Genomic DNA, 26,746 nt, shown 5'->3' on the forward strand with positions numbered 1-26,746 from the left:
CGATTTAGCCTTTCACTCGATTGCCCGCACTCTCCTCACCTTATCCCCGACAAACACGATGACGTAACCGCCTGACGCTTCCGCTTGCCGGGCAAGGGTCTGAAGGCCGCTGGCATAGGGTTCGCGGGAAAATGCGTCCGGGCGGGTGGGGTCGACCAGCACGGTGGTCTGCGGCCCTTGGCGGTAGATCATCATGCCGGCTGTCTGCGGCTGCCATTCGGGGCCGAGGGTGTCGGACGTGCGCCAGAGACAGAGGAAATCGCGGCAGAGGTTTGGGCGGGTGTCGTAGATCGTGCAGCCCTTGTCCGCGACGCAGTGGCGGCACAGCGTGTTGGCCGGTTTGTCCAGCGCCTCGATGTCAGGGAGATTGCAGCAGAAGGTGCAGGTGCCGCAGGTGCGGGATGTGAGGTCTGTTGCACCGGAGGCGTTGGGGTTAAGGGGCTGTGCGGTCATGCCCGGTTTCTACAGCATGAGCGTTTTGCGGGAAAGCCAAAGGGTTGGGAGCGATGCGGGGCTTGGACTTGCCCCGCATCGGGAGGGTTAAGCGCGGGGCGCTTCCGTCTGGCCACCGAGCACAGGCATTGCCTTGCGGCGATAGAGGAAGAGCGTCGCGACGAGGCCGCAGAGGGCGGCAAAGCTCATCCAATAACCGGGGGCGGCTTTGTCGCCGGTGGCCTCGATGGCGAAGGTGGAGATCGCAAGCGAGGAGCCGCCAAGGGTCGTGGCAAGGCTGTAGGCGAGCGAGAAGCCGGCGGTGCGCACCGTCACCGGCACCACTTCGGTGAGCGCCACGACCATCGCACCGTTATACCAGGCGTAGATGAAGGACAGCCACAGCTCCACCGCCATCATGTGGCCGAAGGTGATGTTGGCGGCAAGCCAGGAGAGGGCCGGATAGCTGGTGAGGATGGCGAGAACCGTAAACGCGATCAGGATCGGCTTGCGGCCGATGCGGTCGGATACGGCGCCTGCAATCGGCAACCAGATGAAGTTCGACACGCCGACAGCCATGGTGACGAGCAGTGCCTGCGATTCGGAAAGATGCAGCACCGACTTACCAAAGGAGGGCGTGTAGACGGTGATGAGGTAAAAGGACACGGTCGTCATCATCACCATGCCGACGCCGCCGAGCACCACCGACCAGTTGGAAAACAGGGTCCGGAATATTTCCTTCGTATCCGGCTGGTGCTTGCGGGCGGCAAACTCCTTTGTTTCCTGCAGCGACCGGCGGATGACAAAGATGAACGGGATGATCATACAGCCGATGAAGAAGGGAATGCGCCATCCCCAGTCTGAAATCTGCTGCGGCATCAGGAACTTGTTGATGAGAAAGCCGAGGAGGGCTGCCACCACAATGGCCACCTGCTGGCTGGCCGATTGCCAGCTGACGTAAAAACCCTTCTGGCCCGGTTTTGCCATTTCCGAGAGATAGACCGAGACGCCGCCAAGCTCGACGCCGGCCGAAAAGCCCTGCAGCAGCCGGCCGATGAGGACGAGAATGGGGGCTGCGATGCCGATGGTGGCATAGGCCGGCACGAAGGCGATCAGTACCGTGCCCGTTGCCATCAGAAGCAGCGTGACGATGAGACCCTTGCGGCGCCCGATGCGATCGATATAGGGGCCGAGCGTCAGCGCGCCGATGGGGCGCATGACGAAGCCGGCGGCAAAGCTGAGGAAGGTCACCATCAGCGAAACGAACGGATTGTCATTGGGGAAAAACGTTGCGGCAATATGCGAGGCATAGATGCCGAACAGGAAGAAATCGAACATTTCGAGGAAGTTGCCGCTCGTGACGCGCAGCACCGTCTTGATCGTCTCGGTTCGTGTTTCTGTCACGACCGTTCTCCTTGCAGTGAGGAATGCCATTGGCCGGCAGGTTTTGGGATAACCCGCAGAAGGGCCGCCAAGGGCAGACAGGATGGAGCTAAAATTATTCAGCTGCTGCAAACGCCGGGCACATCATCCAAAAAAGGGTGGAATCGTGCGCGCCAAAACATCCGTAGCGCCCGCTGGTTTGCGACCGAAACACGGCGAAAATCGGTCGAAAAGTATGATTGTTGGACGGGGTCGCAGCCCTCGATCGTTCCGGCTGTCAGGCTGCGACGGCTGAAAAACCTCAGCCGCCGGTAACGCTCATGTGGCGGGCAACGGCCGGGCGGTTGTTGCGGTCGATGATGAAATCATGGCCCTTGGGCTTGCGAGTGATTGCCTCGTCGATGGCGGCAGACAGATAGGCGTCGTCGGGAGAGGCGCGAAGCGCCGTGCGCAAGTCGGCAGCATCGTTCTGTCCCAGGCACATGTAGAGCGTGCCGGTGCAGGTGAGGCGCACGCGGTTGCAGCTTTCGCAGAAATTATGCGTCATCGGCGTGATGAAACCGAGGCGGCCGCCGGTTTCCTCGACGCGCACATAGCGGGCAGGGCCGCCGGTCTGGTAACCGATGTCAGACAGCGTGAACTGCTCTTCGAGATTTCTCCGCAGATCCGAGAGCGGCATATACTGGTCGGTGCGGTCCTCGTCGATCTCGCCCATCGGCATGGTCTCGATGACAGTGAGGTCCATGCCGCGGCCATGGGCAAAACGCAGCATGTCTGGAATTTCGTGGTCGTTGAAGCCTTTCAGCGCGACCGCGTTGAGCTTGATCTTGAGCCCTGCTTTCTGCGCGGCCTCCATGCCCTCCATCACGCGGGAAAGATCGCCCCAGCGGGTGATGGCCTTGAATTTTTGGGCATCGAGTGTATCGAGCGAGACGTTGATGCGCCGAACGCCGCAGTCATACAGTTCATCGGCATAACGCGACAGCTGCGAGCCGTTGGTCGTGAGCGTCAGTTCCTCAAGAGTGCCCGCCTCGATATGCCGGCCGAGCGCACGGACCAAAAACATGATGTTCTTGCGCACCAGCGGTTCGCCGCCGGTCAGCCGCAGCTTGCGCACACCCTTGGCGATGAAGGCGGAACAGAGACGGTCGAGTTCCTCGAGCGTCAAAAGGTCCTTCTTCGGCAGGAAGGTCATGTTTTCCGCCATGCAATAGGTGCAGCGGAAATCGCAGCGGTCCGTCACGGAAACGCGCAGGTAAGTAACCGCGCGACCGAACGGATCGATCATCGGGCTCTTGTCGGCAGAAAGCGGCGCGTGGGCACCATCAAGGGCGAGTGGTGGCTGGACAAAACTGTTCAAGGCAATTTCTCCTCAAGCCACAAAATGGGTCTTGATGCTTGTGTCGTCAAGTCGGATAGGATGCGCCAACCGCGCCACGGCTCATTTCGCCCCGGTGATTGCCTCCCTTGTAGGAAGACGATGGCGCTCCATCTTGCCTCGTGAAACGAAAGAACATCCGATGAGCGAACTTTACGACAAGGCCTGGCCGACGGAACTCCGGGTATCCGAGGATCGTCGTACACTGACGGTGGCCTTTGACGATGGCTCCCGTTTTGCGCTGCCGGCTGAAATGCTGCGCGTGTTGTCTCCTTCTGCCGAAGTTCAGGGCCATGGCCCCGGCCAGAAGGTGACGGTGCCGGGAAAACGAATGGTTGGCATTCGCAACGCCATCGCTGCCGGCAATTATGCGGTGCGAATCGCCTTTGATGATGGCCATGACAGCGGCATCTTCACTTGGCGTTACCTGCGGGAACTGGGCGAAAAAGGCCAAGAGCTTTTTGCCGCCTACGAGGCAGAGCTTGCCGAAAAAGGCCTGAACCGCGACAACCCCGCCATGAGCAGGTAACCGTATGGCCGACCAGCAAGAGGAGCCGGGTGAACTGCTGCGCGAGGAACGCCAGGAGGACAAGCGCGTCGGTTTTCCCGAGCTGTTCTTCGATCTGGTCTTTGTCTTCTCGCTCATTCAGCTGTCGCATTTCATCGTCACCGATTTCACCCCGCTTGGCCTCTTGAAGGGCACCATGATCGCGCTGTCGCTCTGGTGGGTGTGGAACCACACCGCCTGGGTGATGAACTGGCTGGATCCGGAACATGGCGCGGTGCGCGCCATGCTGTTCGGGCTGATGTTCTTTGGCCTCTTGCTGTCTGCTGCTATCCCGCACGCCTTCGACGACAAGGGACTGATGTTTGCCGGTGCCTATATCGCCATGCAGCTCGGCCGGTCGATCTTTGCCATCTACGCCTTCAAGGAGGTCATGCCCGCTGTCAGGCGCAATTTTGCCCGCGTCTCCGTCTGGTTTGCGCTGTCGGCCTGCCTCTGGATTGCCGGTGCGCTGAGCGGCGAGGAGATGCGGGTTTTCCTCTGGCTTGCAGCGCTTGCGGTGGATTATGCAGCCCCCGAACTGCGCTTTTTCGTGCCGGGCCTTGGTTTTTCGCGCACCAGCGACTGGGATATTTCCGGCGAGCACATGGCCGAGCGCTGCGCCCTTTTCGTGCTGATCTGTCTTGGTGAAAGCGTTCTGGCCATCGGGCGCACCTTTGCCGAGGAGGACATGACGGGGGTGCTGATGGCAACCTTCGTCGGTGCCTTTGCCGCCACCGTTTTGATGTGGTGGATCTATTTCCATTTCGGCCAGGCCAAGGCCAGCCAGGAGATCGAAACGACCGATGAGCCGGGCGAGGTGGCCCTGCATGTGTTTACCTATGGCCACATGCCCGTCGTTGCCGGCATCATTTTGACAGCGGTTGCCGCCGAATATCTGATCGCCCATCCCCCGGAGCCTGCCGATACGGCGCACGCGGCTGTCATTCTCGGCGGGCCGCTTTTGTTTCTTGCCGGCAATCTCTGGGTGAAACGCATGACGACGGGGCGCCTGCCGGCCTCGCATCTGGCGGGTCTGGCGCTCTGCATCCTGTTGTTCTTCATGGCGCCTTTCGTTGTCATCCATGTCACAGGCCTTGCCGCGGTGCTGACGCTGCTGATGGTGGCCGTCTGGGAATATCGCCAGCTGTCGCGCCGGCCCGCAAGCTCCGGCGACATTGCCGATGCGAGCGGCGAATAGAGACGCACGGACCCCAAGGCTTTTTCTTGCGTGGTGACGGCAGCCCCGTTAGCGTCTCCGCACCATTATCGGAGACCCTGTCATGTCGATCCTCGAAAGCGTGGAAGCCCTGCGCGCCATCTACCAGGAAAAATCCGAGGCCTCCGTTGCCAAGGTGACGCCGGCGCTGACCGGACCTTACCGGCAGATGATCGAGGCATCACCCTTCATGGCGCTGGCAACCGTTGGCCCCGAAGGGCTCGATTGTTCGCCGCGCGGTGATCTCGGCGGCGTGGTGCGGGTTGCGGATGACAAGACGGTGCTACTGCCCGACTGGCGTGGAAACAACCGCATCGACAGCCTGGAAAACATCGTGCGTGATCCGCGCGTGGCGCTGATGTTCCTCATTCCGGGCTCCAGCAGCGTGATGCGCATCAACGGCCGCGCCGTGGTGTCCGTCGATCCGGACCTGCTCGAAAGCTTTACGATGGATGGCCGCCATCCGCGCAGCGTGACGGTGGTCACCATCGTCGAGGTCTATTTCCAGTGCGCGCGCGCCGTGATGCGCGCCGAGCTGTGGAACGGCGAGCGCCATCTCGATCCCAAAGCGCTGCCGACGCCCGGCGACATGCTGAAAGCGGCAAAGACAGATTTCGACAACGAGACCTATGACCGTGAATGGCCCGCGCGCGCCGCCGCGAGCCTTTGGTAGACATGCCTTTGGTAAACAAGCCTTTGGTAAAAGGGGCCTTTGGTAAAACGGGCCTGACGCGGCAGGCGTTGCAACACCGTCAGCCCTTGTAGATCAGCCAGCTCTTGCCGGTGTAATCCTTGGCCATGCCATCCTCGTAGAGCATGGTGCGGTTGCGGCCGGCATTCTTGGCGCAGTAGAGGGCCGTGTCTGCCCTGACATAAAGCTCGCCGGGATCTTGCGCCTGTGCGCCCATGGCAAAACCGAGCGACAGGGTGACCGGTCCATAATCGACGCCCGTGCGCAGGTTGCGCAAGGGGCGGCCCTCAAGGGTCCGGCGGATGCGTTCGCAGATCTCCATCACCTCGTCCATGGTCTTGTTTTCGGCAATGATGGCAAACTCCTCGCCACCGGTGCGGGCAACGAAAACATCGCGCGGAAGGGCCGCCCGGATAATGCCGGCGACGGAGGCCAGGATCTTGTCGCCGACCGGATGGCCATAGGTGTCGTTGATCTTCTTGAAGTGGTCGATATCGGCGAGTACCAGACCCGTCACCGGCAGCACCATCGGATCGTCATAGAGGGCAGCCAGTCGCTCATCGAAGGCTCGACGATTGCCAAGCCGCGTCAGCGAATCAGTGTTGGCGATGCGCTTGTACGTGTCCAGTTCCTTGCGGACTGCTTCCATTTCCCGCGAGCGCCGCACCATGCCCTCGACGGTCTTTTCGCCATTGGCCAGTGTTTCCCCGGTGGCGGTTGCGACGAGATTGATGGCGCTCGCCAGCAATTCGGCTGATAACGTGTGTTTGGCGGTGACGCGTTCTTGTGTTTCCGACAGCAGGCGGTTGTAGTTTTCGAGCGAGGCCTGTTCCTGTCGTAGCAGTGCCAGCACGCCTTCGAGTTCCTCACGGATGCGGTTTTGCGCACGCTCGACCGCGCTGGTCCCGTGCGTGCCGAGGTAAAGGGCGGCCAGTTCGTCCAGTTCCTCCTGGCGAACCCGGGGGGCGAGCTTTGCAAAATCGCGGGACAGATCCGGGTGGGTGCCAAGAATGGCTTCATAGAACAACTGGTAATTGCGCGGGATGGGCGATACGCCCATGCTGCGCATTGCCTGCATGATATGGCCCGCAATCTCTGAAGGGGCCCCCTTTGGCGCAACGGCCGATGTCATCGTAACCCTCTGGCGCTTTCGGTTAATTCCGACGAAAGCTTTAGGGACAAGATATTGGAAATCTCTTAAGGCAGCATTGCAGGTATCTGGCACAAATGTCTTTTTCCGCATCGGCCAGCGGCATGGATCTCAACCCGATAAGGCTGGAAAAATGCTCCGGGCGACGCGCCTGCGCCGCCCGGAGCCGGACCTTACTTCGGGCCGATCATGTTTTCCGGGCGCACATACTGGTCGAACTCCTCGTTCGAGAGGTAACCGCCGCCAACGGCTTCCTCGCGCAGCGTCGTGCCGTTCTTGTGGGCGGTCTTGGCGATCTTGGCGCAGGCATCATAACCGAGCTTGCCGTTCAGCGCCGTTACCAGCATCAGCGAGTTTTCAACGCCCTTGCGGATATTGTCTTCGCGCGCTTCGATGCCGACGACGCAATTGTCGGTGAAGGAGACGGCGGCATCACCCAGCAACTGCACCGACTGCAGGAAATTGTAGGCCATCATCGGGTTGTAGACGTTCAGCTCGAAATGACCCTGGCTGCCGGCAAAGGTGATGGCGGCATTGTTGCCAAAGATGTGGGCGCAGACCTGCGTCAGGGCTTCCGACTGGGTGGGGTTGACCTTGCCCGGCATGATCGACGAGCCCGGCTCGTTTTCCGGCAGCGCCAGTTCGCCAAGGCCGGCGCGCGGGCCGGAACCGAGGAAACGGATGTCGTTGGCGATCTTGAAGAGGGCAGCGGCTGCCGCATTGATCGCGCCGTGTGAGAAGACCATCGCATCATGGGCGGCAAGCGCCTCGAACTTGTTCGGCGCGGTGATGAAGGGCAGGCCGGTGATGGAGGCGATCTCTTCGGCGACCTTTTCGGCAAAGCCGATGGGGGCATTGAGGCCGGTGCCGACAGCGGTGCCGCCCTGCGCCAGTTCATAGAGACCCGGCAGCGTGAGTTCCAGGCGCTTGATGGCGGAGGCCACCTGCGCGGCATAACCGCCAAATTCCTGGCCGAGCGTCAGCGGTGTTGCGTCCTGCGTGTGGGTGCGGCCGATCTTGATGATATGGGCAAAGGCCTTTGCCTTGGCATCCAGTGCCTGATGCAGGTGCTTCAGCGACGGAATGAGGTGGCGCACGATCTGTTCGGCGCAGGCGATATGCATGGCCGTCGGATAGGTGTCGTTCGACGACTGGCTCATGTTGACGTGGTCGTTCGGGTGAACAGGCTTTTTGGAGCCCATCACGCCGCCCAGCATTTCGATGGCGCGGTTGGAGATGACTTCATTGGCATTCATGTTCGACTGGGTGCCGGAGCCGGTCTGCCAGACGACGAGGGGGAAATGATCGTTGAGCTTGCCGTCGATGACTTCCTGGGCAGCGGCGATGATGGTTTCGCCGATCTTGGCATCGAGACCGCCGAGCGCCATGTTGGCGCGGGCCGCCGCCTGCTTGACGATGCCGAGCGCGCGCACGACGGAGAGCGGCTGCTTTTCCCAGCCGATCTTGAAGTTGCCGAGCGATCGCTGCGCCTGGGCACCCCAGTAGCGGTCGCTCTGAACGTCGATCGGGCCAAAGGTATCGGTTTCGGTGCGCGTGGTCATCTCAAAGCCTCTGTGTGACAAAAAAGGATCGTGGAACCGGGTTAGCCAAGCCACCGGCGCCGCGCAAGATCAGGCGGCGAATTACTATACGATCACAGCGGCACTGCAAGCGGGGCAAAACACCACCATCCGATGATGGGCCGGGGCAGGCACCACAAAAGATCCGGAGGCCTTTGACGGTTGCAGCGTGCCCTGAAAGACACGGCCTCCTTATAAAACAAGCGCTTTTTGCCGCGTCACGACAGCGTGAACAGGCCATTTGGCGTGGTGTTATAAAAAATTAACCAGTGGTTTCTTAGGGTTCTGGAAACGATAAACAGATGCGTCGGATCTTTTTGCCGATCTCGTACGTCTTTCGTTTGCTTTCCACGGCGCGCCGCTTCCGTTAGAGACAGGCGGAACAGGCTGAACGCACGCTGATTCACGGCTCATAAGGTGACGGGGACAACATTGTCGCACTCCCACAAAAAGACTTCGCTCGCACTTGCCCTTCTGTCGGGCATTTCGTTTTCTTCCCTGGGGGCTGGTCACGCCCATGCCCTGACGCTGATGGAGATGCTGCGCGGCAACCGCCAGAGCACGCAGCAACATGTGGATACCCGCAACCTCGTTTCGCCGGACACACAGCGTGCCGCCGACCGCAGCGACCCTGAGCCGCTGCCAAAAGTGTCGGCGCCGAAATATCTCACCTACAAGAGCGACCAGACGCGCCAGATCCGCACGCAAGGTTTTACCGCCGCCCATGCGACCGACCAGACGCATTTTCTCGCCAATGCGTCCGTCACGGCGCCGTCTGATGTCGCAGCCGCCGTCGAAGCCTATTACGGCAAGGGTGGCGCGCCGCTCTGGGTGGAGCAGGGCGATGTGAACGAGCGCGCCCATGCGGTGATGGCCCTGTTTGCCAAGGCAGAAGAGTTTGGCCTTGATCCGTCCGACTACCGCCTGACGGTTCCGGCCATGACGACGGCAAGTGTAACGCCCGAGCAGGCGACGCCGGCATCAACGACCGCATCGACGCCGGCCGAGACGGTTGTGGCTCCGGCAGGTGCTGCGAGTGCCCAGCCGGTTTCCGCAGACGCTGCAACGGCTGCAACGCCGGGGCAGGCTCCCGCGACACAGCCGGCAGCGCCCGTTGCCCAGCCCGCAACGCTTGCCGACAGCCATGACCGCGACCTGATGCAGTTCGAACTGGCCATGTCTGCCAAGATGGTGCTTTTTGCCCAGGACCTCGTGCGTGGCCGCGTCGATCCCAACCGGCTGTCCGGTTATCACGACCTGAAGCGCCGCGACTTTGCGCTGGACGGCCTGCTGGCGTCTGCCGGTGCGGCACCGGATGCGAGCGCCTATCTGCAGGGGCTTGAGCCGGCCGGCGCCGAATACCGCGTGCTGAAGGCCGAACTGCTGCGCCTTCGGGCCGAAAGCGTCAACCAGGTGGAAGCCGTGCGCCTGCCGAGCGACCTTGTCCTGAAGCCGGGGAATAGCAGCGCCGAAATGGCGCATGTCGTCGCCGCGATCCAGCATCGCGGTTCGGCTGCCCTGAAGGCAAGCCATGCCTCGACGCTGGCCGGTTATCAGGCAAGCCCCGACTATGCACCGGACCTTGTCGATCTCGTCAAGGGTTTCCAGCAGGAAGCCGGCCTCAAGGCCGACGGTGTGATTGGACCCGCGACCGTGCGCGCCATGGTGGGCGAGACGAGCGAGAACAAGCTCGAAAAGCTTGTCGTTGCCATGGAGCAGACCAAATGGCTGCCCAACACGCTTGGCGACCGTTATGTCTTCATCAACCAACCCGCTTTCCGCGTCTATTACCATGATCAGGGCCGCGAGCAGTTTTCGATGCGCGTTGTGGTCGGTTCGAAGTCGAACCAGACCTATTTCTTCCGCGACGAGATCAAGACCGTGGAAGTGAACCCCTATTGGGGCGTGCCGCAGTCGATCATCATTAACGAGATGCTGCCGAAGCTGCGCCAGGACCCGAGCTATCTCGACCGTCTGGGTTATCAGGTGGAAGTGGGCGGCAAGGCCGTGCCTTCGACTGCGGTCAACTGGTACGGCTCGACCCAGTCGATTGCCGTGCGCCAGCCGCCATCCAGCGACAATGCGCTTGGCGAATTGAAGATCCTCTTCCCCAACAGCCATGCCATCTACATGCATGACACGCCGTCGAAGAGCTTCTTCCAGCGCGACATGCGTGCGCTGAGCCACGGTTGCGTGCGCCTTGCCGAACCGCGCAAGATGGCAGCCGCCGTGCTGGGCGTGAGCGAGCAGGAGGTTGGCGCCCGTATTGCACAGGGCAAGAACCTGGCGCTGCCGGTGACGGCGAAGATCCCTGTCTATGTCGCCTATTTCACCGCCTGGCCGAACAAGGATGGCAAGGTGGAATTTTTTGACGACGTTTATGACCGCGACCAGGCGGTGGTGAAGGCGTTCGAGGCGACGAGCAAGGCGCGCGGCGCCTGAAGCAGCCTTCCGTGTTTTCAAAACAGGAAGACGCTCCTGGTGAAAACCAGAAGCGTCTTGCGTTTTAGTAGGCATGTGCGGCAAGCGGTTGCACGACATCTGTCCGACATAGACAAGCGGTAAGTGTGGCCCCTCTAAAGGAAGGGGCGTCTGTTTCATGAAAATCATTATTGTCGGCGCCGGGATATTTGGTGCGTCTGCAGCGTATCACCTTTCCCAGCAGCCGGCGTTTGACGTTACCCTGCTCGAGGCTGGCCCCAGCGCCGCCTGCGGCGTGACTGGGCTTGCCTTCGGGTGGATCAATCTCATCTATTCCACGCCCGATGACCGCGCACGATATGAACTGCAGCGGCAGGCCTTTGCCTACCACCAGTCTCTGCTGAAGGACTTTCCGGCCCTTTACGGGGAGTTCCGGCGCGGATCGCTGATCTGGCGGGAGAGCGCCCAGCAAACAGAGGCACTGGTGCGACAGCAGCAGCAGGCCGGGACGGCAGTGGAGTTGATCGACAACGAAAAGATCCGGCAACTTGAGCCACATCTGGTTCATGCGCCGGAGGTCGCCGCCTACGTTGCGGGTGACATAGCGTTGAACCCGGGGCGGTTAGCAGCTTCATTGCTGGCTGCAGCCCGCAGCAGGGGCGCCTCCATTTTTTTCGATCAGCCGGTATGCGGTGTCGATACGCAGTGTGGGCGGGTGTCAGGCGTGCGCACCGAAACCCGCAGCTTGCCAGCAGACGTCATTGTCATCGCAGGCGGACAGGGCACAGCACCGCTTGTGCAAGCATTCATGCCAGAGCTTGCGCTTTCCACCTCGCCCACCATTCTTTTCAGATTTTCAGCTGAGCGGCAGGCTATCGGCCATATCGTGTGCGGCCCGGACATTGAAGTTCGCCAGGAGCAGGACGGCACGGTGCTTGCGGCTGAAGGCTATATTGATGACGATCCGCACAACGCGCCGCAGGCGTTTGGTCTGCGCCTGAAGACATTGATCGAAGCTCACTTTCCGCTGTTGGGACACCTTGGTCTTTCCTCTGCCCGTGTAGGACACCGGCCAATGCTGGCTGGGGGCATGCCCCATATTGGGCCGGTGCCTGGGACGGAAGGGCTTTATCTTGCTGTCGGACATCCAGGCATCATTCTGGCACCGCTCGCCGGAAAGATGTTGGCGGACACGCTAGCCCGCGACGGCTGAGTTCTGACGCAAATCCAGCACCTGATGGACCAGATCAACGGTCAGCTCATCGAAATGCGAGATGACGGCGGTCGGATCGAGTGTGTCGACGGGCACGTCCGAATAACCGAAGGTGACGGCAATCGAGGCAACGCCGGCATTTTTGGCGGCCAGAATGTCGTTGACGCTGTCGCCGATCATGACGGAGCGGGCAGGATCGCCGCCGGCCTGTTCGATCGTGCCCAGCAGATGACGGGCATCAGGCTTGCGCACGGCAAATGTATCACCGGCGGTCATGGCGACAAAACGCCCGGCAAGTCCCAGCTTTTCGAGGAGCGGATAGGCGAGTTCGCCGAGCTTGTTGGTGCACATGGCAAGCCGCATGCCGGATGATTCCAGCCGCGCGAAACTGTCCAGAAGCCCGTCATAGACGCGGCTGTGGCCTGGCATTTCGGCCTTGTAGTGATCGAGGAACCGGGCGAGCAGAGGCTCGACAGCGCCGTTGTCGAGCGGCTTGCCCCTGAGATCGAAGGCGCGGCGGATCATGACGCGGGCGCCCTGGCCGACGAGATGCGTCAGGTCGTTGAAATCGACCGGCGCAAGATCGGCGACCGCAATCGTGTGGTTGAGGCTCGCGATCAGGTCCGGAGCAGTATCGATCATCGTTCCATCGAGATCGAAGACGACGAGAGGTTGGGTCACGGCAAGGCCTTTGCATCAAGGAAGGTCTGATCCCGCCAATTACGGTTTGCCGCGGAAAAATGCAAACGGGCCGGCAAAAACAGCCGACAGGAAGCCGGTATAACATGCATGCGGGGGACTTTTGTTTGACAGGCGGGCCGTGTAAACAGCTTGCGGCGAAACAGACGGGAGCGAGCGGCGTATGGACGCCCGGGACATGAAGGTGAAGGCTGCCGAGGCGGCCCTTCAATATGTGGAAGACGGCATGCGGCTGGGCATCGGCACCGGCTCCACGGCGGAAGAATTCGTGCGGCTGCTGGCGGAAAAGGTCGCGGACGGGCTCTCGGTTCTGGGGGTTCCGACCTCCGAGCGCACGGCGCGGCTCTGCCTGGAGCTTGGCGTGCCGCTGAAATCGCTGGACGAACTGCCGCAGCTCGACCTCACCATCGACGGTGCAGACGAGGTGGACGGGCATCTGACCCTGATCAAGGGGGGCGGCGGTGCGCTGCTGCGCGAAAAGATCGTGGCGGCCGCCTCGACGCGGATGATCGTCATTGCCGACGAAACCAAGGTGGTCGAGACGCTCGGAAAGTTTCCGCTGCCGATCGAGGTCAACCCGTTTGGCCTTGGCTCGACGCGTATTGCGATCGAGACGCTCGCCGCACGGCTTGGCCTTTCCGGCGATATCAAGCTTCGGCGTTCAGGTGAAGATGTCTTCACAACCGATGGCGGCCACTACATTTTTGACGCATTCTTTGGCCGTATTCCTGATGCAGAGGCTCTTTCGACCCAGCTGAATTCCATCCCCGGCGTCGTGGAGCACGGGCTTTTCATCAACATGGCGTCCTTCGCGATCATTGCCGGTGCGGCAGGAGCGCGGACGCTGAAGGCGAATTAAGACAGGAGCAACGAAACATGATCAGACAAGCGGTTCTCGGCCGTGCTGCGGCACTTGCAATCCTTCTCTCAGGCGCCATGGTCGGCGCGACGGCGCAGGCGCAGGAGATCGCTGCCGATCACCTGAAGGCAGCCCGCGACGTCATCTCGGCGCTCAAGGCCACCGAACGTTACGATGCCATTCTTCCCGGCCTCGCGGAGCGGTTGAAGAGCGAATACATCACCGCTTCGCCGAACTTCCAGGACCAGATTTCCAAGACTGTCGATGCGCAGGCGCTGGCTCTTGCTCCGCGTCGCGCCGACCTGGAAAAGGAAGTGGCAACGATTTTCGCCCGCTCGTTTACTGCGGATGAACTGAAGGCGATCTCGGCTTTCTACTCCTCCGACGTGGGCCAGAAATACCTGAAGACCCTGCCGCTGGTGCAGCGCGAATCTGTTCGCGCCGCCCAGATCTGGGCCAATGGCGTCTCGCGCGACCTGACCACCGGCAGCACAGAAAAGCTGCGCGGCACCATCGATGCGGCACCGATCGCACCGCCGGTGGCCGAGGTGGAAGGCCAGGCGCCCGCTGCCAAGCCCTGATCCCTGCCATTTGTGCATGACAGCCCTGAAAGCCCGGAGCGATCCGGGCTTTTGCTTTTGCAGCGTCCGCATTATATGGCAGGGCGACACATTCCCTTGCGGGCGGCCGGTTCGCGCACCCCATGCGTTGCGTTGCTGCGGTTGCCGTTATCCCGATCCCTGACAGGAGTTTCTCATGGCCAGTTACGATTACGATCTGTTTGTCATCGGCGGCGGATCGGGCGGCGTACGCTCGGCGCGGCTTGCGGCGGGCCTTGGCAAGAAAGTGGCGATTGCCGAAGAATACCGCTTTGGCGGCACCTGCGTCATCCGTGGCTGCGTGCCGAAGAAGCTGTTCGTTTATGCCTCGCAGTTTCACGAGCATTTCGAAGATGCCGCCGGTTATGGCTGGACGGTCGGCGAAAGCCGTTTTGACTGGAAGGCGCTGATTGCGGCCAAGGACACGGAAATCGCCCGTCTGGAAGGGCTTTACCGCCGTGGACTGGAAAATGCCGGCGCAGAACTTCTCGATACCCGCGCCGAACTGGTCGATGCCCACACGATCCGGCTGCTGAAGACCGATACGACGGTGACGGCGGAACGCATCATCATCGCAACCGGCGGCACCGCCAACCCGCATGCGGCATTGCCCGGCCACGAGCTGTGCATCACCTCCAACGAGGCGTTCCATCTCGAAGACCTGCCGAAATCCATCCTGATTGCCGGCGGCGGTTATATCGCGGTTGAATTTGCCAATATCTTCCATGGTCTTGGCGTCGAGACGACGTTGATCTACCGCGGCAAGGAAATCCTGTCGCGCTTCGACCACGACATGCGCCAGGGCCTGCACAAGGCCATGGAAGCCAAGGGCATCCGCATCGTGCTCACCGACATCATCGAGGAGGTGACGCAGTCGCCCGCCGGCGGGCTGAGCGCGCGCACCAAGGCCGGCGCCACCATCGTTGCCGACCAGGTGATGCTGGCGCTGGGCCGCGATCCCTACACACAAGGGTTGGGTCTCGAAAAGGCAGGCGTTGCCGTGGATGAGCGGGGCGCCGTCATCGTCGACGCCTATTCGCGCACCAATGTTGCGCATATCTTTGCGCTTGGCGACGTGACCGACCGAGTGCAACTGACCCCGGTCGCGATCCATGAGGCGATGTGCTTCATTGAGACCGAATACCGCGGCAACCCGACCTCGCCGGACCATGATCTCATTGCAACGGCTGTGTTTTCGCAGCCGGAAATCGGCACTGTCGGCATGTCCGAGGAGGACGCGGCCAAAAAATTCGACGAGATCGAAGTGTACCGCGCCGAGTTCCGTCCGATGAAGGCGACGCTGTCCGGCCGGGCGGAAAAGATGATCATGAAACTCGTCGTTAATGCCAGCGACCGCAAGGTGGTGGGCGCCCATATTCTCGGTCACGATGCCGGCGAAATGGCGCAGCTTCTCGGCGTGTCGCTGAAGGCCGGCGTCACCAAGGACGATTTCGACCGCACCATGGCCGTGCATCCGACGGCGGCCGAGGAACTGGTGACCATGTACAAGCCGAGCTACCGCGTGCGGGGTGGAGAGCGTATCGACGGCTGATTGCGCAAAAGTGCCGCCTCATCGTCAGCCGGTGAGGCGGGGGGCGCTCAGCAGTTTTCGAAACAGCACCTGCATGGCGTCCTCGATGCCTTCGGTCGGGCTCACCTCGAAGAAATAGCCTGTCGACGCGCAGGCCTCCATATGCGGCGAGATCTTGGCGGTGAACGGCTTGATCCAGTTGACCCAGAAGCTGTCGTCCGTCAGCGGCAGGTAGGTGGTGTAGAGGACGGCGATTTTCACGCCGTTTTTCTTCAGCGCATCGCAGAAACTGGTATCGATCGGCTCCTGGCAGCGTGTTACCCTCAGGGGCTCGCTGCAGGTGGGCTTGGCCGCATCGAACACCCCGTCGGCCACGAAAAACAGCACTTTCTGGCGGTTTGTGGTGCTGTCGCCCGTGCCGCCCTTGCCGATCAACGTCTTCATCTTCGATAGTGCTGAATCGAAATCCGTCAGCTGGTTGCTCTTGTAGTTGTTTTTCGGCGTTGTCATCAGGTCGACGAGGTCGGTGGCCGTGCGCACCTTGGCCATGTCCGAACTCATGGGCGAGACTTCGGTCAGACCGGCGGTATCGGCGGTCGCACCGAACGTATAGACCGCCATGCGGTATTGATCGGCAAGCTGGGCATAGCGGGTGGCGTCATGGGTGAGGGCCTGGGTCGCCTCGCGCACCACGTCGATGCGCATTTTCACGCCGAGCGATTTGGCCAGCAGGTAATAGTTGTCGGCATTGGTGGTCTCGTGGCAGGCGAAGGCGCACTGGTCAGGCGTATTGCGCTTCATCGTCGCAATGTCGGCGGTGGTGGCGGCAAGTCCCATCGACGGCGTGTTGTCGAGCAGCATGTAGAAATCGACAAAGGCATTCGTCTGGTAGGTGGCCGTTGCCGTGCCCGAGATGGTGATGCTGTCAAGCCCGAGCACGCGCATGAAGGCGGTGGGCACGCTTGCCTGAAAGGTGAGGGACGAGACGAGATCCTTGCCCTGACGATTGAGATCGATATCGACCCTGGTCACCTGTGCCTGGATATTGGACATCTGGCCGCGAAACAGGCTGAGCGCGTCCTGGGCGCCGATCGCCACCTTACCATCGCCGCCCATGGCAAGCGCTGCCGCCACGCCCGGGGACTTTTCCGACAGGGCGCCAAGAGCTGCCGCGTCGGCTGCGGCCATCAGCGCCGTACGCTGGTCGAGCGCATAGGCCAGATCGACCGCCATGCCGCCACCACCGATCAGAGGTGCCGCGATGAGGGCGGTCGTGATGCCGAAATTGCCGGAACGGTCGCGCAGGAGCGTGAGGAGGCGCATGAAAAAGCCATCTGTCGTGAAAGGATCACCAAAAGAGTGCTGCATCATGCGGCAGGAGGGGCGAGACACGCCCCCGAAGTGCCCAAGATTAGAACGCATCGATTGCCACAGGTTGAAGAAACAGGATGAACAAATGCCTGCCTGAGCAGCCGGCGAGGGTGGTTTCCCCGGCTATGCAAGCCGCCTGCAAAGGTTTATAAGCCGCCAACTTGAGGAACGGCACCGGCAGGACCCGGTGCGAAGGACGGATAAAAGACCATGGCACAGAACTGGACCCCGAACACGTGGCGGCAAAAACCGATCCAGCAGGTTCCGGATTATCCGGACATGGAGGCGCTGAAGGCAACGGAAGCCCAGCTTGCGACGTTTCCGCCACTCGTGTTTGCCGGTGAAGCCCGCCGCCTGAAGAAGAGCCTTGCCCAGGTGGCAGAAGGCAACGGCTTCCTGCTGCAGGGCGGCGACTGCGCCGAAAGTTTTCAGGAGCATGGCGCCGACACGATCCGCGACTTCTTCCGCGCCTTCCTGCAGATGGCTGTTGTGCTGACGTTTGGTGCCCAGCAGCCGGTGGTGAAGGTTGGCCGTATTGCCGGCCAGTTCGCCAAGCCGCGCTCGTCCAACATCGAAAAGCAGGGTGATGTGGAACTGCCGTCCTACCGCGGCGACATCATCAATGGCATCGAGTTCAACCCGGAAGCCCGTATTCCGAACCCGGAACGCCAGCTGATGGCCTACCGCCAGTCAGCCGCCACGCTGAACCTGCTGCGCGCGTTTGCGATGGGCGGTTATGCCAATCTTGAAAACGTCCACCAGTGGATGCTCGGCTTCGTCAAGGACAGCCCGCAGGGCGAGCGTTACCGCAAGCTCGCCGACCGGATTTCCGAAACGATGGACTTCATGAAGGCCGTCGGCATCACCTCGGAGAACAATCCGGCGCTGCGCGAGACGGATTTCTTCACCAGCCACGAGGCGCTGCTTCTGGGTTATGAGGAAGCGATGACGCGTGTCGATTCGACCTCCGGCGACTGGTATGCCACATCAGGCCACATGATCTGGATCGGCGACCGCACGCGTCAGGCCGACCATGCGCATGTGGAATTCTGCCGTGGCATCAAGAACCCGATCGGCATGAAATGCGGCCCGTCCATGCAGGCCGACGATCTGTTGCGGCTGATCGACATTCTGAACCCGTCCAACGAGGCCGGCCGCCTGACGCTGATCTGCCGTTTTGGTCATGACAAGGTCGCCGACCACCTGCCGCGCCTCATCCGTGCGGTGGAACGTGAAGGCCGGAAGGTCGTGTGGTCCTGCGATCCCATGCATGGCAACACGATCACGCTCAACAACTACAAGACGCGGCCCTTCGAGCGGGTTCTGTCGGAAGTCGAAAGCTTCTTCCAGATCCACCGTGCCGAAGGCTCGCATCCCGGCGGCATCCATGTGGAAATGACCGGCAAGGACGTGACCGAATGCACCGGCGGCGCCCGCGCCGTGACGGCCGGCGACCTGCAGGACCGTTACCACACCCATTGCGACCCACGCCTCAATGCCGACCAGGCGCTGGAACTGGCCTTCCTTCTGGCCGAGCGCATGAAGACCGGCCGCGACGAAAAGCGCATGGTAGTGAACGGCTGATCGGCCGTTTTCACGCACAGGATTGAAGAGGGGCCGGAGGGAAATATCCGGCCCTTTTTCGTGGGCGTTGGAAGGCTACGGTTCCTGACAGGCTTAATAGCCGAACTTGGCTTTTAGCGCCAAAGCCTGCTCGGATGCTGTATCGCCCTTTTTGAGCTTCTTCTCGATGCCGGTCCAGATGTCGCCCATATATTGCGGCTCATCCTTGGTGTTCTCGACCCAGACCTTCTTGCCATCACTATAATATTTCGCACACAGGTCTTCGAGATAAGGCGGCTTTGCCTTGTCCGGACCATGCCATTCGAGGTGCAAGCAGACCTCGTTGCCGCGGGCGGTCCACGTTCCCTCCGTAAAATATTCCTGGCCCTTTTTCGGGTTGAACCCGATCGCCGTACCATCCGGTCGCCAATAGACCCGCGATGGCTGCCAATCGATCGTCTTGCCCGAGTAGATCGCTTTCGCTTCTTCCTCCGTCAGAGGTTTTGCGGTTTTGGGCAGTTTTCCATCATTTTTCGCCAATGCGGGAAGGGCTGCCGGCAGCGCGAGGCTGATGGCGAGCACGGTAAGGCTTATCACATGTTTCATGACATTCCCCTTGTGTTCATACTGCTGGTGATTGATCTGCTGTCAGAGATGCAAGACTGCCGGAGACGATCGGGTGTCGGGGGCGTACCGCTGTCTCAATGATGGCACTTCGTGTAGGAATGACAAACATTATTTCGCGCGTCTTTAGCTATAGAATTGGAAAACTGTTGGGTCGTTCAGAATTTTTATTGAATTTATATTGACGATACATCCATTTGCATGAATGCGCAGATGAATATATCTTTGAGTTGCAGTCCGGGGCCCTTTAATAGGGGCATCTGCCACCGCCGATCGAACCAGCATGCCCAAACATTGTCGCGGCGCATTAGGACGGAGCAGGCGCGAGCGGAAAGACCGGTGGGCTTGTCCACGCCGATCTGCAGCACGCGTTTCCAGTCGACGGCGCCTTTGAGAGCCGCCGGCGCCTCTCTACGTGCCATCAATTTCGCTGACACTTCCTGTCAGCCGAAGCTGTTTGACACGGACGCCGCGAAACGTCAGGTGTTTCTGACGCGACCGGAGGGACATGGAATGGACGATCATCAGGGTGGCTGCCTCTGTGGCGCGGTGCGGTTTGTCGTTCGGGGGCAACTCGACGGGGTGGTCGGCTGTCATTGCTCGCAGTGCCGGCGCCAGACGGGGCTTTATTATGCCGCGACTGAATGCGCCTTGCGTGACATCACCATCGAGGATGCCGGCACGCTCAACTGGTACCGTGCAAGCGACAGCGCCGGACGGGGATTTTGTGGTCGCTGCGGCTCGGCGCTGTTCTGGCAGGCCGATGGTGAGGATCGGGTGTCGGTGATGGTGGGCGCCTTCGACGATCCAAGCGGACTTTCGATGCGTTACCACATCTACTGCGCCGACAAGCCCGATTTTTATGAGATCGGCGGCGATGCCCCGCAATATCCCGCCGGTCATTCGCGCCGGCCGCACGAGGCGCAGACCTGACATCGAAAATTCACCCTCTGCCGCATTGCTCCAGCCGGAGTCGCACGCTAAATCAGGGACATGACCCAGGAACCCGCACAGACCCTTCGTATTGCCCTTGCGCAGCTCAATCCGACCGTCGGCGATGTCGCCGGTAATCTGGCGCTGGCGCGCGAGGCGCGCCGGGATGCCGCCCGTGAGGGGGCAGACCTGATCGTCTTTACCGAACTTTTCCTCTCCGGTTATCCGCCGGAAGACCTGGTGCTGAAGCCGGCTTTTCTAAAGGCCTGCTGGACGGCGCTGGAGACGCTGGTGGAGGACACGAAAGAGGGTGGCCCAGGCGTGATCATCGGCCTGCCGAGGCAGGGGGAAAAGGGTCGGCACAATTCTGTGGCGATCGTCGATGGCGGAAAGATCCTTGCGTTGCGCGACAAGATCGACCTGCCCAATTACGGCGAGTTCGACGAAAAGCGCGTGTTTGACGAAGGCGAGATGCCGGGGCCGGTGAATTTTCGCGGCGTTCGGCTCGGCGTGCCGATCTGCGAGGAAATCTGGAACGATCTCGGTGTGTGCGAGACGCTGGCCGAATCGGGCGCGGAACTCCTGATCGTGCCGAACGGCTCGCCCTATTATCGCGGCAAGCTGGATGTGCGCCATCAGGTGGCGCTGCGTCAGGTGATCGAAAGCGGGCTGCCGCTGATCTTCGTCAACCAGCTTGGCGGACAGGATGAACTGGTGTTCGACGGCGCAAGTTTCGGCTTTAATGCCGACAAGACGCTGGCCTTCCAGATGAGCCAGTTCGAGACGGCGATGGCCGTGACCGACTGGCACCGCGACGGCGGCACATGGCGCGCAACGTCCGGCCCCATGGTGCATATCCCGGAAAAGGAAGAGGCGGATTACCGCGCCTGCCTTCTGGGTTTTCGCGATTACGTCAACAAGAACGGCTTCAAGTCCGTGGTGCTAGGCCTCTCCGGCGGCATCGATTCGGCCGTCTGCGCGGCAATTGCCGTCGATGCGCTCGGCGAGGAGCGGGTGCGCACGGTGATGCTGCCTTATCGCTACACATCCGAAGAAAGCTTTTCGGATGCGGCCGATTGCGCGCGCGCGCTCGGCTGCCGTTATGACATCGTGCCGATTTCCGAACCCGTCGAAGGATTTTTGTCCTCGCTTGCCGACATGTTCGAAGGCACCGAAGAGGGTATTACGGAAGAGAACCTGCAGAGCCGGACGCGCGGCACCATCCTGATGGCGATTTCCAACAAGTTCGGCGCCATGGTGGTGACCACCGGCAACAAGTCGGAAATGTCGGTGGGCTATGCGACGCTCTACGGCGACATGAACGGCGGCTTCAATCCGATCAAGGACCTCTACAAGATGCAGGTCTATGCGATTGCCGAATGGCGCAACCACCATGTGCCACCGGGGGCACTCGGGCCGGGTGGCGAGGTGATCCCCAAGAATATCATCTCGAAGGCCCCCTCGGCGGAACTGCGGCCCAACCAGACCGACCAGGATTCGCTGCCGGCTTATCCGGTGCTGGATGACATCCTCGAATGCCTCGTCGAAAACGAAATGGGCACGGACGAGATTGTGGCGCGCGGCCATGACGTGGCAACCGTCCACCGCATCGAGCATCTTCTTTATCTCGCCGAATACAAGCGCCGGCAATCGGCTCCGGGCGTGAAGATCACAAAGAAGAATTTTGGCCGCGACCGGCGGTATCCGATCACCAACCGGTTCCGCGACCGGGCGTGAGGCTTTTCGCGCCGAAGGATCTGCCGCTTTGCACACGGTCATCGTCTCCGGAGACATAACATGCGCAGTTCGATCGAGATCTATGACCTGAAAAGCCGCATGTCGCGCGTGATATGGCAGACCGAGGCTCTGTTCGAGGCGCCGAACTGGGCGCCGGACGGGAAGAGCCTGGTGCTGAACAGCGAGGGGCGCATGGTTCGTTTGGCGCTTGACGGCAAGCCTGAGCCGCAGGTGATTGCCACCGGTTTTGCCATCCAGTGCAACAACGATCACGGACTTTCACCGGATGGGACGCTGATGGCGATTTCCGACAAGGTGGAGTTCGGCAAATCGGCGATCTATGTGCTGCCGGCGGAGGGCGGAGCTGCCAAACTGGTGACGAAAAACCTGCCAAGTTATTGGCACGGCTGGTCACCGGATGGGCAAAGCTTCACCTATTGCGGCATCCGCAATGACGTCTTTGATATCTACACGATCGGGATCGACGGCGGTGACGAGACCCGCCTGACCCATGGCGAAGGCCGCAATGACGGGCCGGATTATTCGGCTGACGGACGTTGGATCTATTTCAACTCCAGCCGCACCGGGCGCATGCAGATCTGGCGCGTGCCGGCGGCAGGTGGCGCGGCCGAGCGGATCACCGACAGCGATTTTGGCGACTGGTTCCCGCATCCCTCGCCGGATGGCAGGAAGGTTGTCTTCGTCTCCTACGATGGCGATGTGTTCGACCATCCGCGCGACCATAATGTCCGCGTGCGGCTGATGGACCCGGATGGCAAAAACGTCGAGACACTGTTCGAACTGTTTGGCGGGCAGGGCACGATGAACTCACCGAACTGGGCGCCGGACGGATCGGCCTTCGCCTATGTCCGATATTTTCCGCTGCCATGAGCCAGGAAAAGCCTGAGACCGGGGCAGGCGGGCTTTGCCCGGCAGCACCCTTTGACGAGACGGCGCGCGCGGCCGTTTATGCGGCCATTCACACACGGCGCGACGTGCGCGACCAGTTCTTGCCGACGCCGCTTCCCGACGATCTGGTGCGACGTCTGCTGGAAGCGGCTCATGCGGCGCCGTCAGTGGGCTTCATGCAGCCGTGGAGCTTCATCCTCATTCGCGATGAGAACACGCGTGCGCGGGCCGTGGAGGCCTTCAGCCGTGCCAATGATGAGGCGGCGGTACAGTTTGCCGACGAAAAACAGGCGCTTTACCGCAGCCTGAAACTTCAGGGCATTGCCAAGGCGCCGCTCTCCATCGTCGTGACCTCAGATCCCGACCGGGCGGGGCCTGTGGTGCTGGGGCGCACGCACAATCCGCGCATGGATGTCTATTCCACCGTCTGTGCCGTGCAGAACCTCTGGCTTGCCGCGCGGGCCGAAGGTGTCGGTGTCGGCTGGGTCAGCATTTTTCACGATTGCGACGTGCGTGCGCTGCTGAATATTCCCGAACGTATCAAGATCGTCGCCTGGCTCTGTCTCGGTTATGTCGAGGAACTGTATGATGCGCCGGAACTGGCGGTGAAGGGCTGGCGCCAGCGGTTGTCGCTTGATGATCTCATCTGCGAGGAAAGCTGGCGGGAGCCCGGAGCCTGACGACACAGGGACCGGTGTGCGCCAGCGCCGTATCACTGCGTCGGCTGCGCACCTGCGCTTTTGGGATGGGCGAGATCGATTTTCTGCTGGTCCGGGAAGAAGACCGGTCCCACGGTGCGCACCGGCTTGGAAGCATCCCAGTCTCGGTCCGGCGGCCCCTGTGGCCGGGCGGCCTGGAGCGGCTCGATCTTTGACTGCAGGCTGAGGATGGACGGTGAGGCTGGCACACTGGACGTCGCGGCCTGCGGCAGAACGGCCGGGCGCGGCGCAAGTTTTTCCTGTTCGACGGCGGCATAATCGATTTCGCCACAGCGGAGTGCCCGCATTTCCGCCCGGATCTCGTCTTCGCTGCGGATCGGTGCTCGAACGACGGACAGATCTCCTTGGCGCCGCGCAATCATCGCGCGCCGGTTCGTCTCCATGGCAGACAGTGTTTCATCAAGGCCGATGCAAGGGTCTGGATAACCGTCCTGATAGGTAACGATGGCGCCGACGTGACAGCGCAATTGCTGCATTTCCAGCCGCACCGCGCGGATTTCGCGGTTCTGGGCGTTGAGCATTTGGCTAAAGCCGCGAGCTTCCTGCGTATTGCCGATCACGGTGGGGGCGGCGGCAATCTTTTGGCCGAGGCTGAGGCAGCGTTCGACATTTTCAGCTGCATGGGCCGCAGCCGGCAACAAAAAAATCACGGTGGTCAGCAGCGATGAAAGTCGCATGGGAAGAGCGTCCGGCGGTTGTCACATCTGTTCGAAGCGGCAGGATGCCGCTTCGAGGTTGAGAATGTGATAAGTCACCGGAAAATCTAGAGCACCTTGGCGTTTTAGCCAGAGGTCACGGCAAAATCCGCATGCGAGGCTTCAACGACGGCAAGTGCTGCCATGTTGACGACGCCGCGCGAGGTAACCGAGGTCGACAGGATGTGTGCCGGCTGGGCTGCTCCGAGCAGGATCGGACCGACATGCAGCGCATCCATCATGGTGCGGGCAATGCCGAGCGAGATATTGGCGGCATCGAGATTCGGGAAGACCAGAAGGTTTGCCTCGCCCGTCAGGCTGCTGTCGGGAAGTGCCCGCTTGCGCAGCTGTTCCGAGAGTGCCGAACCCGCCTGCATTTCGCCGTCCACTTCCAGTTCCGGCGCCCGCTCGCGGATGATCTGGAGAGCCGCGCGCATCTTGGTGGCGCTTTCGGAATTGCGCGAGCCGAAATTCGAGTGGCAGATCAGCGCTGCCTTCGGCGTGATGCCGAAGCGGCGGATTTCCTGCGCGGCGAGAATGGTGATCTCGGCGATCTCTTCCTGCGTCGGGTTGTAGTTGACAAAAGTATCGGTGAAGAAGACCGGGCCTTTCTGGGCGATCAGCAGGCTCAGGCTCGAAAAGGCGCAGACACCCTTCTGCTTGCCGATGATCTGGCTGACATCCTTGAGATGGCGGTCGAACCGGCCTTCAACGCCGCAGATCAGCGCATCCGCTTCGCCGCGCTTCACCGACAAGGCACCGATCACGGTGTTGTTGGTGCGCACGATGGTGCGGGCCGCTTCCGGGTTGATGCCGGCGCGACCGACAAGAGCCACGTAATCATCGACATAATCGCGGTAACGCGGATCGTCTTCCGGATTGACCACGGCAAAATCGACGTTCGGGCGTATGCGGATGCCAAAACGCTTGAGGCGGGCTTCGATGACCGACGGACGACCGATGAGGATCGGCACGCCGGTCTTTTCCTCGAGCAGAACCTGGGCGGCGCGCAGCACGCGCTCATCTTCGCCTTCGGCAAAGATCACGCGGTTCTTTTCCGCCTGCTTGGCACTCGTAAAGATCGGCTTCATGACGAAGCCGGAGCGCCAGACGAAGCGGTTCAACTGATCGAGATACTGGTCGAAATCGGCAATCGGCCGCGAGGCAACGCCGGTTTCTGCGGCAGCCTTGGCAACAGCCGGCGCGATGCGCAGGATAAGGCGCGGATCGAACGGCGACGGGATGAGGTAATTGGGACCGAAGACCGGCGTTTCATCCGCATAGGCACGGGCGGCAACGTCAGAAATTTCCTCGCGGGCAAGGCCGGCAATCGCCTTTACCGCCGCCATCTTCATTTCTTCGTTGATCGTGGTTGCGCCGCAATCGAGCGCGCCCCGGAAGATGTAAGGGAAGCAGAGGACGTTGTTGACCTGGTTGGCAAAGTCCGAGCGCCCGGTGCAGATCATCGCATCGGGACGGGCGGCACGCGCCAGTTCCGGCATGATTTCCGGCGTCGGATTGGCCAGCGCCATGATCAGCGGCTTTTCCGCCATCTGCACGAGCAGTTCCTGCTTCAGCACGCCGGCTGCCGACAGGCCGAGGAAGACGTCTGCGCCGCCGATCGATTCGGCAAGCACCCGCTTGTCGCTCTTCTGGGCGTAGATTTCCTTCCACGGGTCCATCAGCACGTTGCGGCCGTCATAAACGAGGCCCTCGATATCGTGGACCCAGATGTTTTCGCGCTTGGCGCCGAGCGAAACGAGGAGGTTGAGGCAGGCGAGTGCTGCAGCACCGGCGCCGGACGTGACGATCTTGACGTCGGAAATCTTCTTGCCGGCAAGTTCCAGGCCGTTGAGGATGGCAGCCGCCACGATGATGGCCGTGCCATGCTGGTCGTCATGGAAGACCGGAATGTTCATTTTCTGGCGCAGCTGGCGCTCGACTTCAAAACATTCCGGCGCCTTGATGTCTTCCAGGTTGATGCCACCGAAGGTTGGCTCCAGAGCGGCAATCGTCGACACCATCTCGTCCACCGTTTCAGCGGCGATCTCGATGTCGAAGACGTCAATGGCGGCGAATTTTTTGAAGAGGACGGCCTTGCCTTCCATGACAGGCTTGGAGGCAAGCGGTCCGATATTGCCAAGGCCAAGGACGGCCGTGCCGTTCGACACGACGCCGACGAGATTGGCGCGCGCGGTATATTCGGCGGCCATGTCAGGGTTGTCGCGGATCGCAAGGCAGGGGGCGGCGACGCCCGGTGAATAGGCAAGCGCGAGATCGCGCTGGTTACCGAGCGGCTTGGTGGCGACGATTTCCAGCTTGCCGGGGCGCGGATAGCGGTGGAAAAACAGTGCCTGCTCATCCAGGTCCGCCTTTGCGGTGTCCGTGTCCACAGGTGTGTTGTCCTTGTGTTCCATCGCCATCTCCTTTCAGTCTTTTGTCTTGGTCTGTCTCATACATCAAACGGCGTCGGGGAACAGTAGTGAAATATCGGGG

At 61.1% G+C, this 26,746-nt stretch carries 23 protein-coding genes; 13 read left to right on the forward strand and 10 right to left on the reverse strand.

The genetic code is table 11. The annotated features are described in order from the left end of the window. Positions 1-12: 12 nt before the first annotated feature. The 3 genes from AC4CWF_RS08955 to moaA form a co-directional block, all read right to left on the reverse strand. Positions 13-453 carry a hypothetical protein gene (locus AC4CWF_RS08955; RefSeq protein ID WP_491285055.1) on the reverse strand — a complete coding sequence of 147 codons (441 nt, stop codon included), beginning with the start codon at positions 451-453 and terminating at the stop codon, positions 13-15. Positions 454-540: 87 nt separating this feature from the next. Further along, positions 541-1,836, reverse strand: a complete 1,296-nt coding sequence (locus AC4CWF_RS08960) for an MFS transporter (RefSeq protein ID WP_491285057.1) — start codon at positions 1,834-1,836, stop codon at positions 541-543. Between the two features lie 280 nt (positions 1,837-2,116). Then, positions 2,117-3,103 (reverse strand): GTP 3',8-cyclase MoaA, encoded by a 987-nt coding sequence (gene moaA, locus AC4CWF_RS08965; protein WP_491285313.1) that lies wholly within the window; start codon positions 3,101-3,103, stop codon positions 2,117-2,119. Positions 3,104-3,335: 232 nt separating this feature from the next. Here moaA and AC4CWF_RS08970 point away from each other — a divergent pair, with 232 nt between their 5' ends. From AC4CWF_RS08970 to AC4CWF_RS08980, 3 genes are all read left to right on the forward strand, one after another. Then, the gene (locus tag AC4CWF_RS08970; RefSeq protein ID WP_491285059.1) at positions 3,336-3,722 is read left to right on the forward strand and encodes a gamma-butyrobetaine hydroxylase family protein; all 387 of its coding nucleotides are present in this window, start codon (positions 3,336-3,338) and stop codon (positions 3,720-3,722) included. 4 nt (positions 3,723-3,726) lie between these two features. Then, complete coding sequence (locus tag AC4CWF_RS08975) at positions 3,727-4,938, forward strand: low temperature requirement protein A (RefSeq protein ID WP_491285061.1); 1,212 nt, start codon at positions 3,727-3,729, stop codon at positions 4,936-4,938. An 82-nt stretch (positions 4,939-5,020) separates the two neighbouring features. Next, positions 5,021-5,629: a pyridoxamine 5'-phosphate oxidase family protein gene (locus AC4CWF_RS08980; RefSeq protein ID WP_491285063.1), complete on the forward strand. Its 609-nt coding sequence runs from the start codon at positions 5,021-5,023 to the stop codon at positions 5,627-5,629. Positions 5,630-5,708: 79 nt separating this feature from the next. Here AC4CWF_RS08980 and AC4CWF_RS08985 read toward each other — a convergent pair whose 3' ends face one another. Together AC4CWF_RS08985 and fumC are read right to left on the reverse strand one after the other, a co-directional pair. Continuing rightward, positions 5,709-6,779 carry a GGDEF domain-containing protein gene (locus AC4CWF_RS08985; RefSeq protein WP_491285065.1) on the reverse strand — a complete coding sequence of 357 codons (1,071 nt, stop codon included), beginning with the start codon at positions 6,777-6,779 and terminating at the stop codon, positions 5,709-5,711. A gap of 191 nt (positions 6,780-6,970) precedes the next feature. After that, complete coding sequence (gene fumC, locus AC4CWF_RS08990) at positions 6,971-8,359, reverse strand: class II fumarate hydratase (RefSeq protein ID WP_491285067.1); 1,389 nt, start codon at positions 8,357-8,359, stop codon at positions 6,971-6,973. 549 nt (positions 8,360-8,908) lie between these two features. Between fumC and AC4CWF_RS08995 the strand changes: the two genes are divergently transcribed. Together AC4CWF_RS08995 and AC4CWF_RS09000 are read left to right on the forward strand one after the other, a co-directional pair. Beyond that, positions 8,909-10,819: a L,D-transpeptidase family protein gene (locus AC4CWF_RS08995; protein WP_491285314.1), complete on the forward strand. Its 1,911-nt coding sequence runs from the start codon at positions 8,909-8,911 to the stop codon at positions 10,817-10,819. 157 nt (positions 10,820-10,976) lie between these two features. Beyond that, a complete protein-coding gene (locus AC4CWF_RS09000; RefSeq protein WP_491285069.1) occupies positions 10,977-12,011 on the forward strand; it encodes an NAD(P)/FAD-dependent oxidoreductase in 1,035 nt (344 codons plus the stop codon). On the opposite strand, the gene AC4CWF_RS09005 is transcribed toward AC4CWF_RS09000, so the two are convergent. After that, positions 11,994-12,653, reverse strand: coding sequence for an HAD family hydrolase (locus tag AC4CWF_RS09005; RefSeq protein WP_491285316.1), 660 nt, complete (start codon positions 12,651-12,653; stop codon positions 11,994-11,996). The two genes, AC4CWF_RS09000 and AC4CWF_RS09005, sit on opposite strands and share 18 nt — an antisense overlap. 220 nt (positions 12,654-12,873) lie before the next feature. Here AC4CWF_RS09005 and rpiA point away from each other — a divergent pair, with 220 nt between their 5' ends. From rpiA to gor, 3 genes are all read left to right on the forward strand, one after another. After that, positions 12,874-13,569 (forward strand): ribose-5-phosphate isomerase RpiA, encoded by a 696-nt coding sequence (gene rpiA / locus AC4CWF_RS09010; protein WP_491285070.1) that lies wholly within the window; start codon positions 12,874-12,876, stop codon positions 13,567-13,569. A 17-nt stretch (positions 13,570-13,586) separates the two neighbouring features. After that, positions 13,587-14,150, forward strand: coding sequence for a DUF2059 domain-containing protein (locus AC4CWF_RS09015; RefSeq protein ID WP_491285071.1), 564 nt, complete (start codon positions 13,587-13,589; stop codon positions 14,148-14,150). A 175-nt stretch (positions 14,151-14,325) separates the two neighbouring features. After that, positions 14,326-15,720 (forward strand): glutathione-disulfide reductase, encoded by a 1,395-nt coding sequence (gene gor / locus AC4CWF_RS09020; protein ID WP_491285073.1) that lies wholly within the window; start codon positions 14,326-14,328, stop codon positions 15,718-15,720. Between the two features lie 24 nt (positions 15,721-15,744). Here gor and AC4CWF_RS09025 read toward each other — a convergent pair whose 3' ends face one another. Then, positions 15,745-17,022, reverse strand: a complete 1,278-nt coding sequence (locus AC4CWF_RS09025; protein WP_491285074.1) for a hypothetical protein — start codon at positions 17,020-17,022, stop codon at positions 15,745-15,747. Positions 17,023-17,280: 258 nt separating this feature from the next. Here AC4CWF_RS09025 and AC4CWF_RS09030 point away from each other — a divergent pair, with 258 nt between their 5' ends. Beyond that, positions 17,281-18,654, forward strand: a complete 1,374-nt coding sequence (locus AC4CWF_RS09030; protein ID WP_491285076.1) for a class II 3-deoxy-7-phosphoheptulonate synthase — start codon at positions 17,281-17,283, stop codon at positions 18,652-18,654. Positions 18,655-18,747: 93 nt separating this feature from the next. Here AC4CWF_RS09030 and AC4CWF_RS09035 read toward each other — a convergent pair whose 3' ends face one another. Next, positions 18,748-19,239, reverse strand: coding sequence for a DUF995 domain-containing protein (locus AC4CWF_RS09035; RefSeq protein ID WP_491285077.1), 492 nt, complete (start codon positions 19,237-19,239; stop codon positions 18,748-18,750). A 531-nt stretch (positions 19,240-19,770) separates the two neighbouring features. Between AC4CWF_RS09035 and AC4CWF_RS09040 the strand changes: the two genes are divergently transcribed. The 4 genes from AC4CWF_RS09040 to bluB are packed head-to-tail and all read left to right on the forward strand — an operon-like array spanning position 19,771 to position 23,516. Beyond that, positions 19,771-20,190, forward strand: coding sequence for a GFA family protein (locus AC4CWF_RS09040; protein WP_491285079.1), 420 nt, complete (start codon positions 19,771-19,773; stop codon positions 20,188-20,190). A 60-nt stretch (positions 20,191-20,250) separates the two neighbouring features. After that, a complete protein-coding gene (locus tag AC4CWF_RS09045; RefSeq protein ID WP_491285081.1) occupies positions 20,251-21,927 on the forward strand; it encodes an NAD+ synthase in 1,677 nt (558 codons plus the stop codon). Between the two features lie 60 nt (positions 21,928-21,987). Then, positions 21,988-22,818 carry a TolB family protein gene (locus AC4CWF_RS09050; RefSeq protein ID WP_491285082.1) on the forward strand — a complete coding sequence of 277 codons (831 nt, stop codon included), beginning with the start codon at positions 21,988-21,990 and terminating at the stop codon, positions 22,816-22,818. After that, positions 22,815-23,516, forward strand: coding sequence for a 5,6-dimethylbenzimidazole synthase (gene bluB / locus AC4CWF_RS09055; protein WP_491285083.1), 702 nt, complete (start codon positions 22,815-22,817; stop codon positions 23,514-23,516). Before AC4CWF_RS09050 ends, bluB begins: the two co-directional genes overlap by 4 nt. A gap of 32 nt (positions 23,517-23,548) precedes the next feature. Here bluB and AC4CWF_RS09060 read toward each other — a convergent pair whose 3' ends face one another. Next, entirely contained in the window at positions 23,549-24,232 is a 684-nt protein-coding gene (locus AC4CWF_RS09060; RefSeq protein WP_491285084.1) for a hypothetical protein, read from the reverse strand. A 104-nt stretch (positions 24,233-24,336) separates the two neighbouring features. Beyond that, positions 24,337-26,667 (reverse strand): NADP-dependent malic enzyme, encoded by a 2,331-nt coding sequence (locus AC4CWF_RS09065; RefSeq protein ID WP_491285086.1) that lies wholly within the window; start codon positions 26,665-26,667, stop codon positions 24,337-24,339. Positions 26,668-26,746 lie beyond the last annotated feature (79 nt).

This window comes from Neorhizobium sp. PAMB6630 (assembly GCF_058242775.1).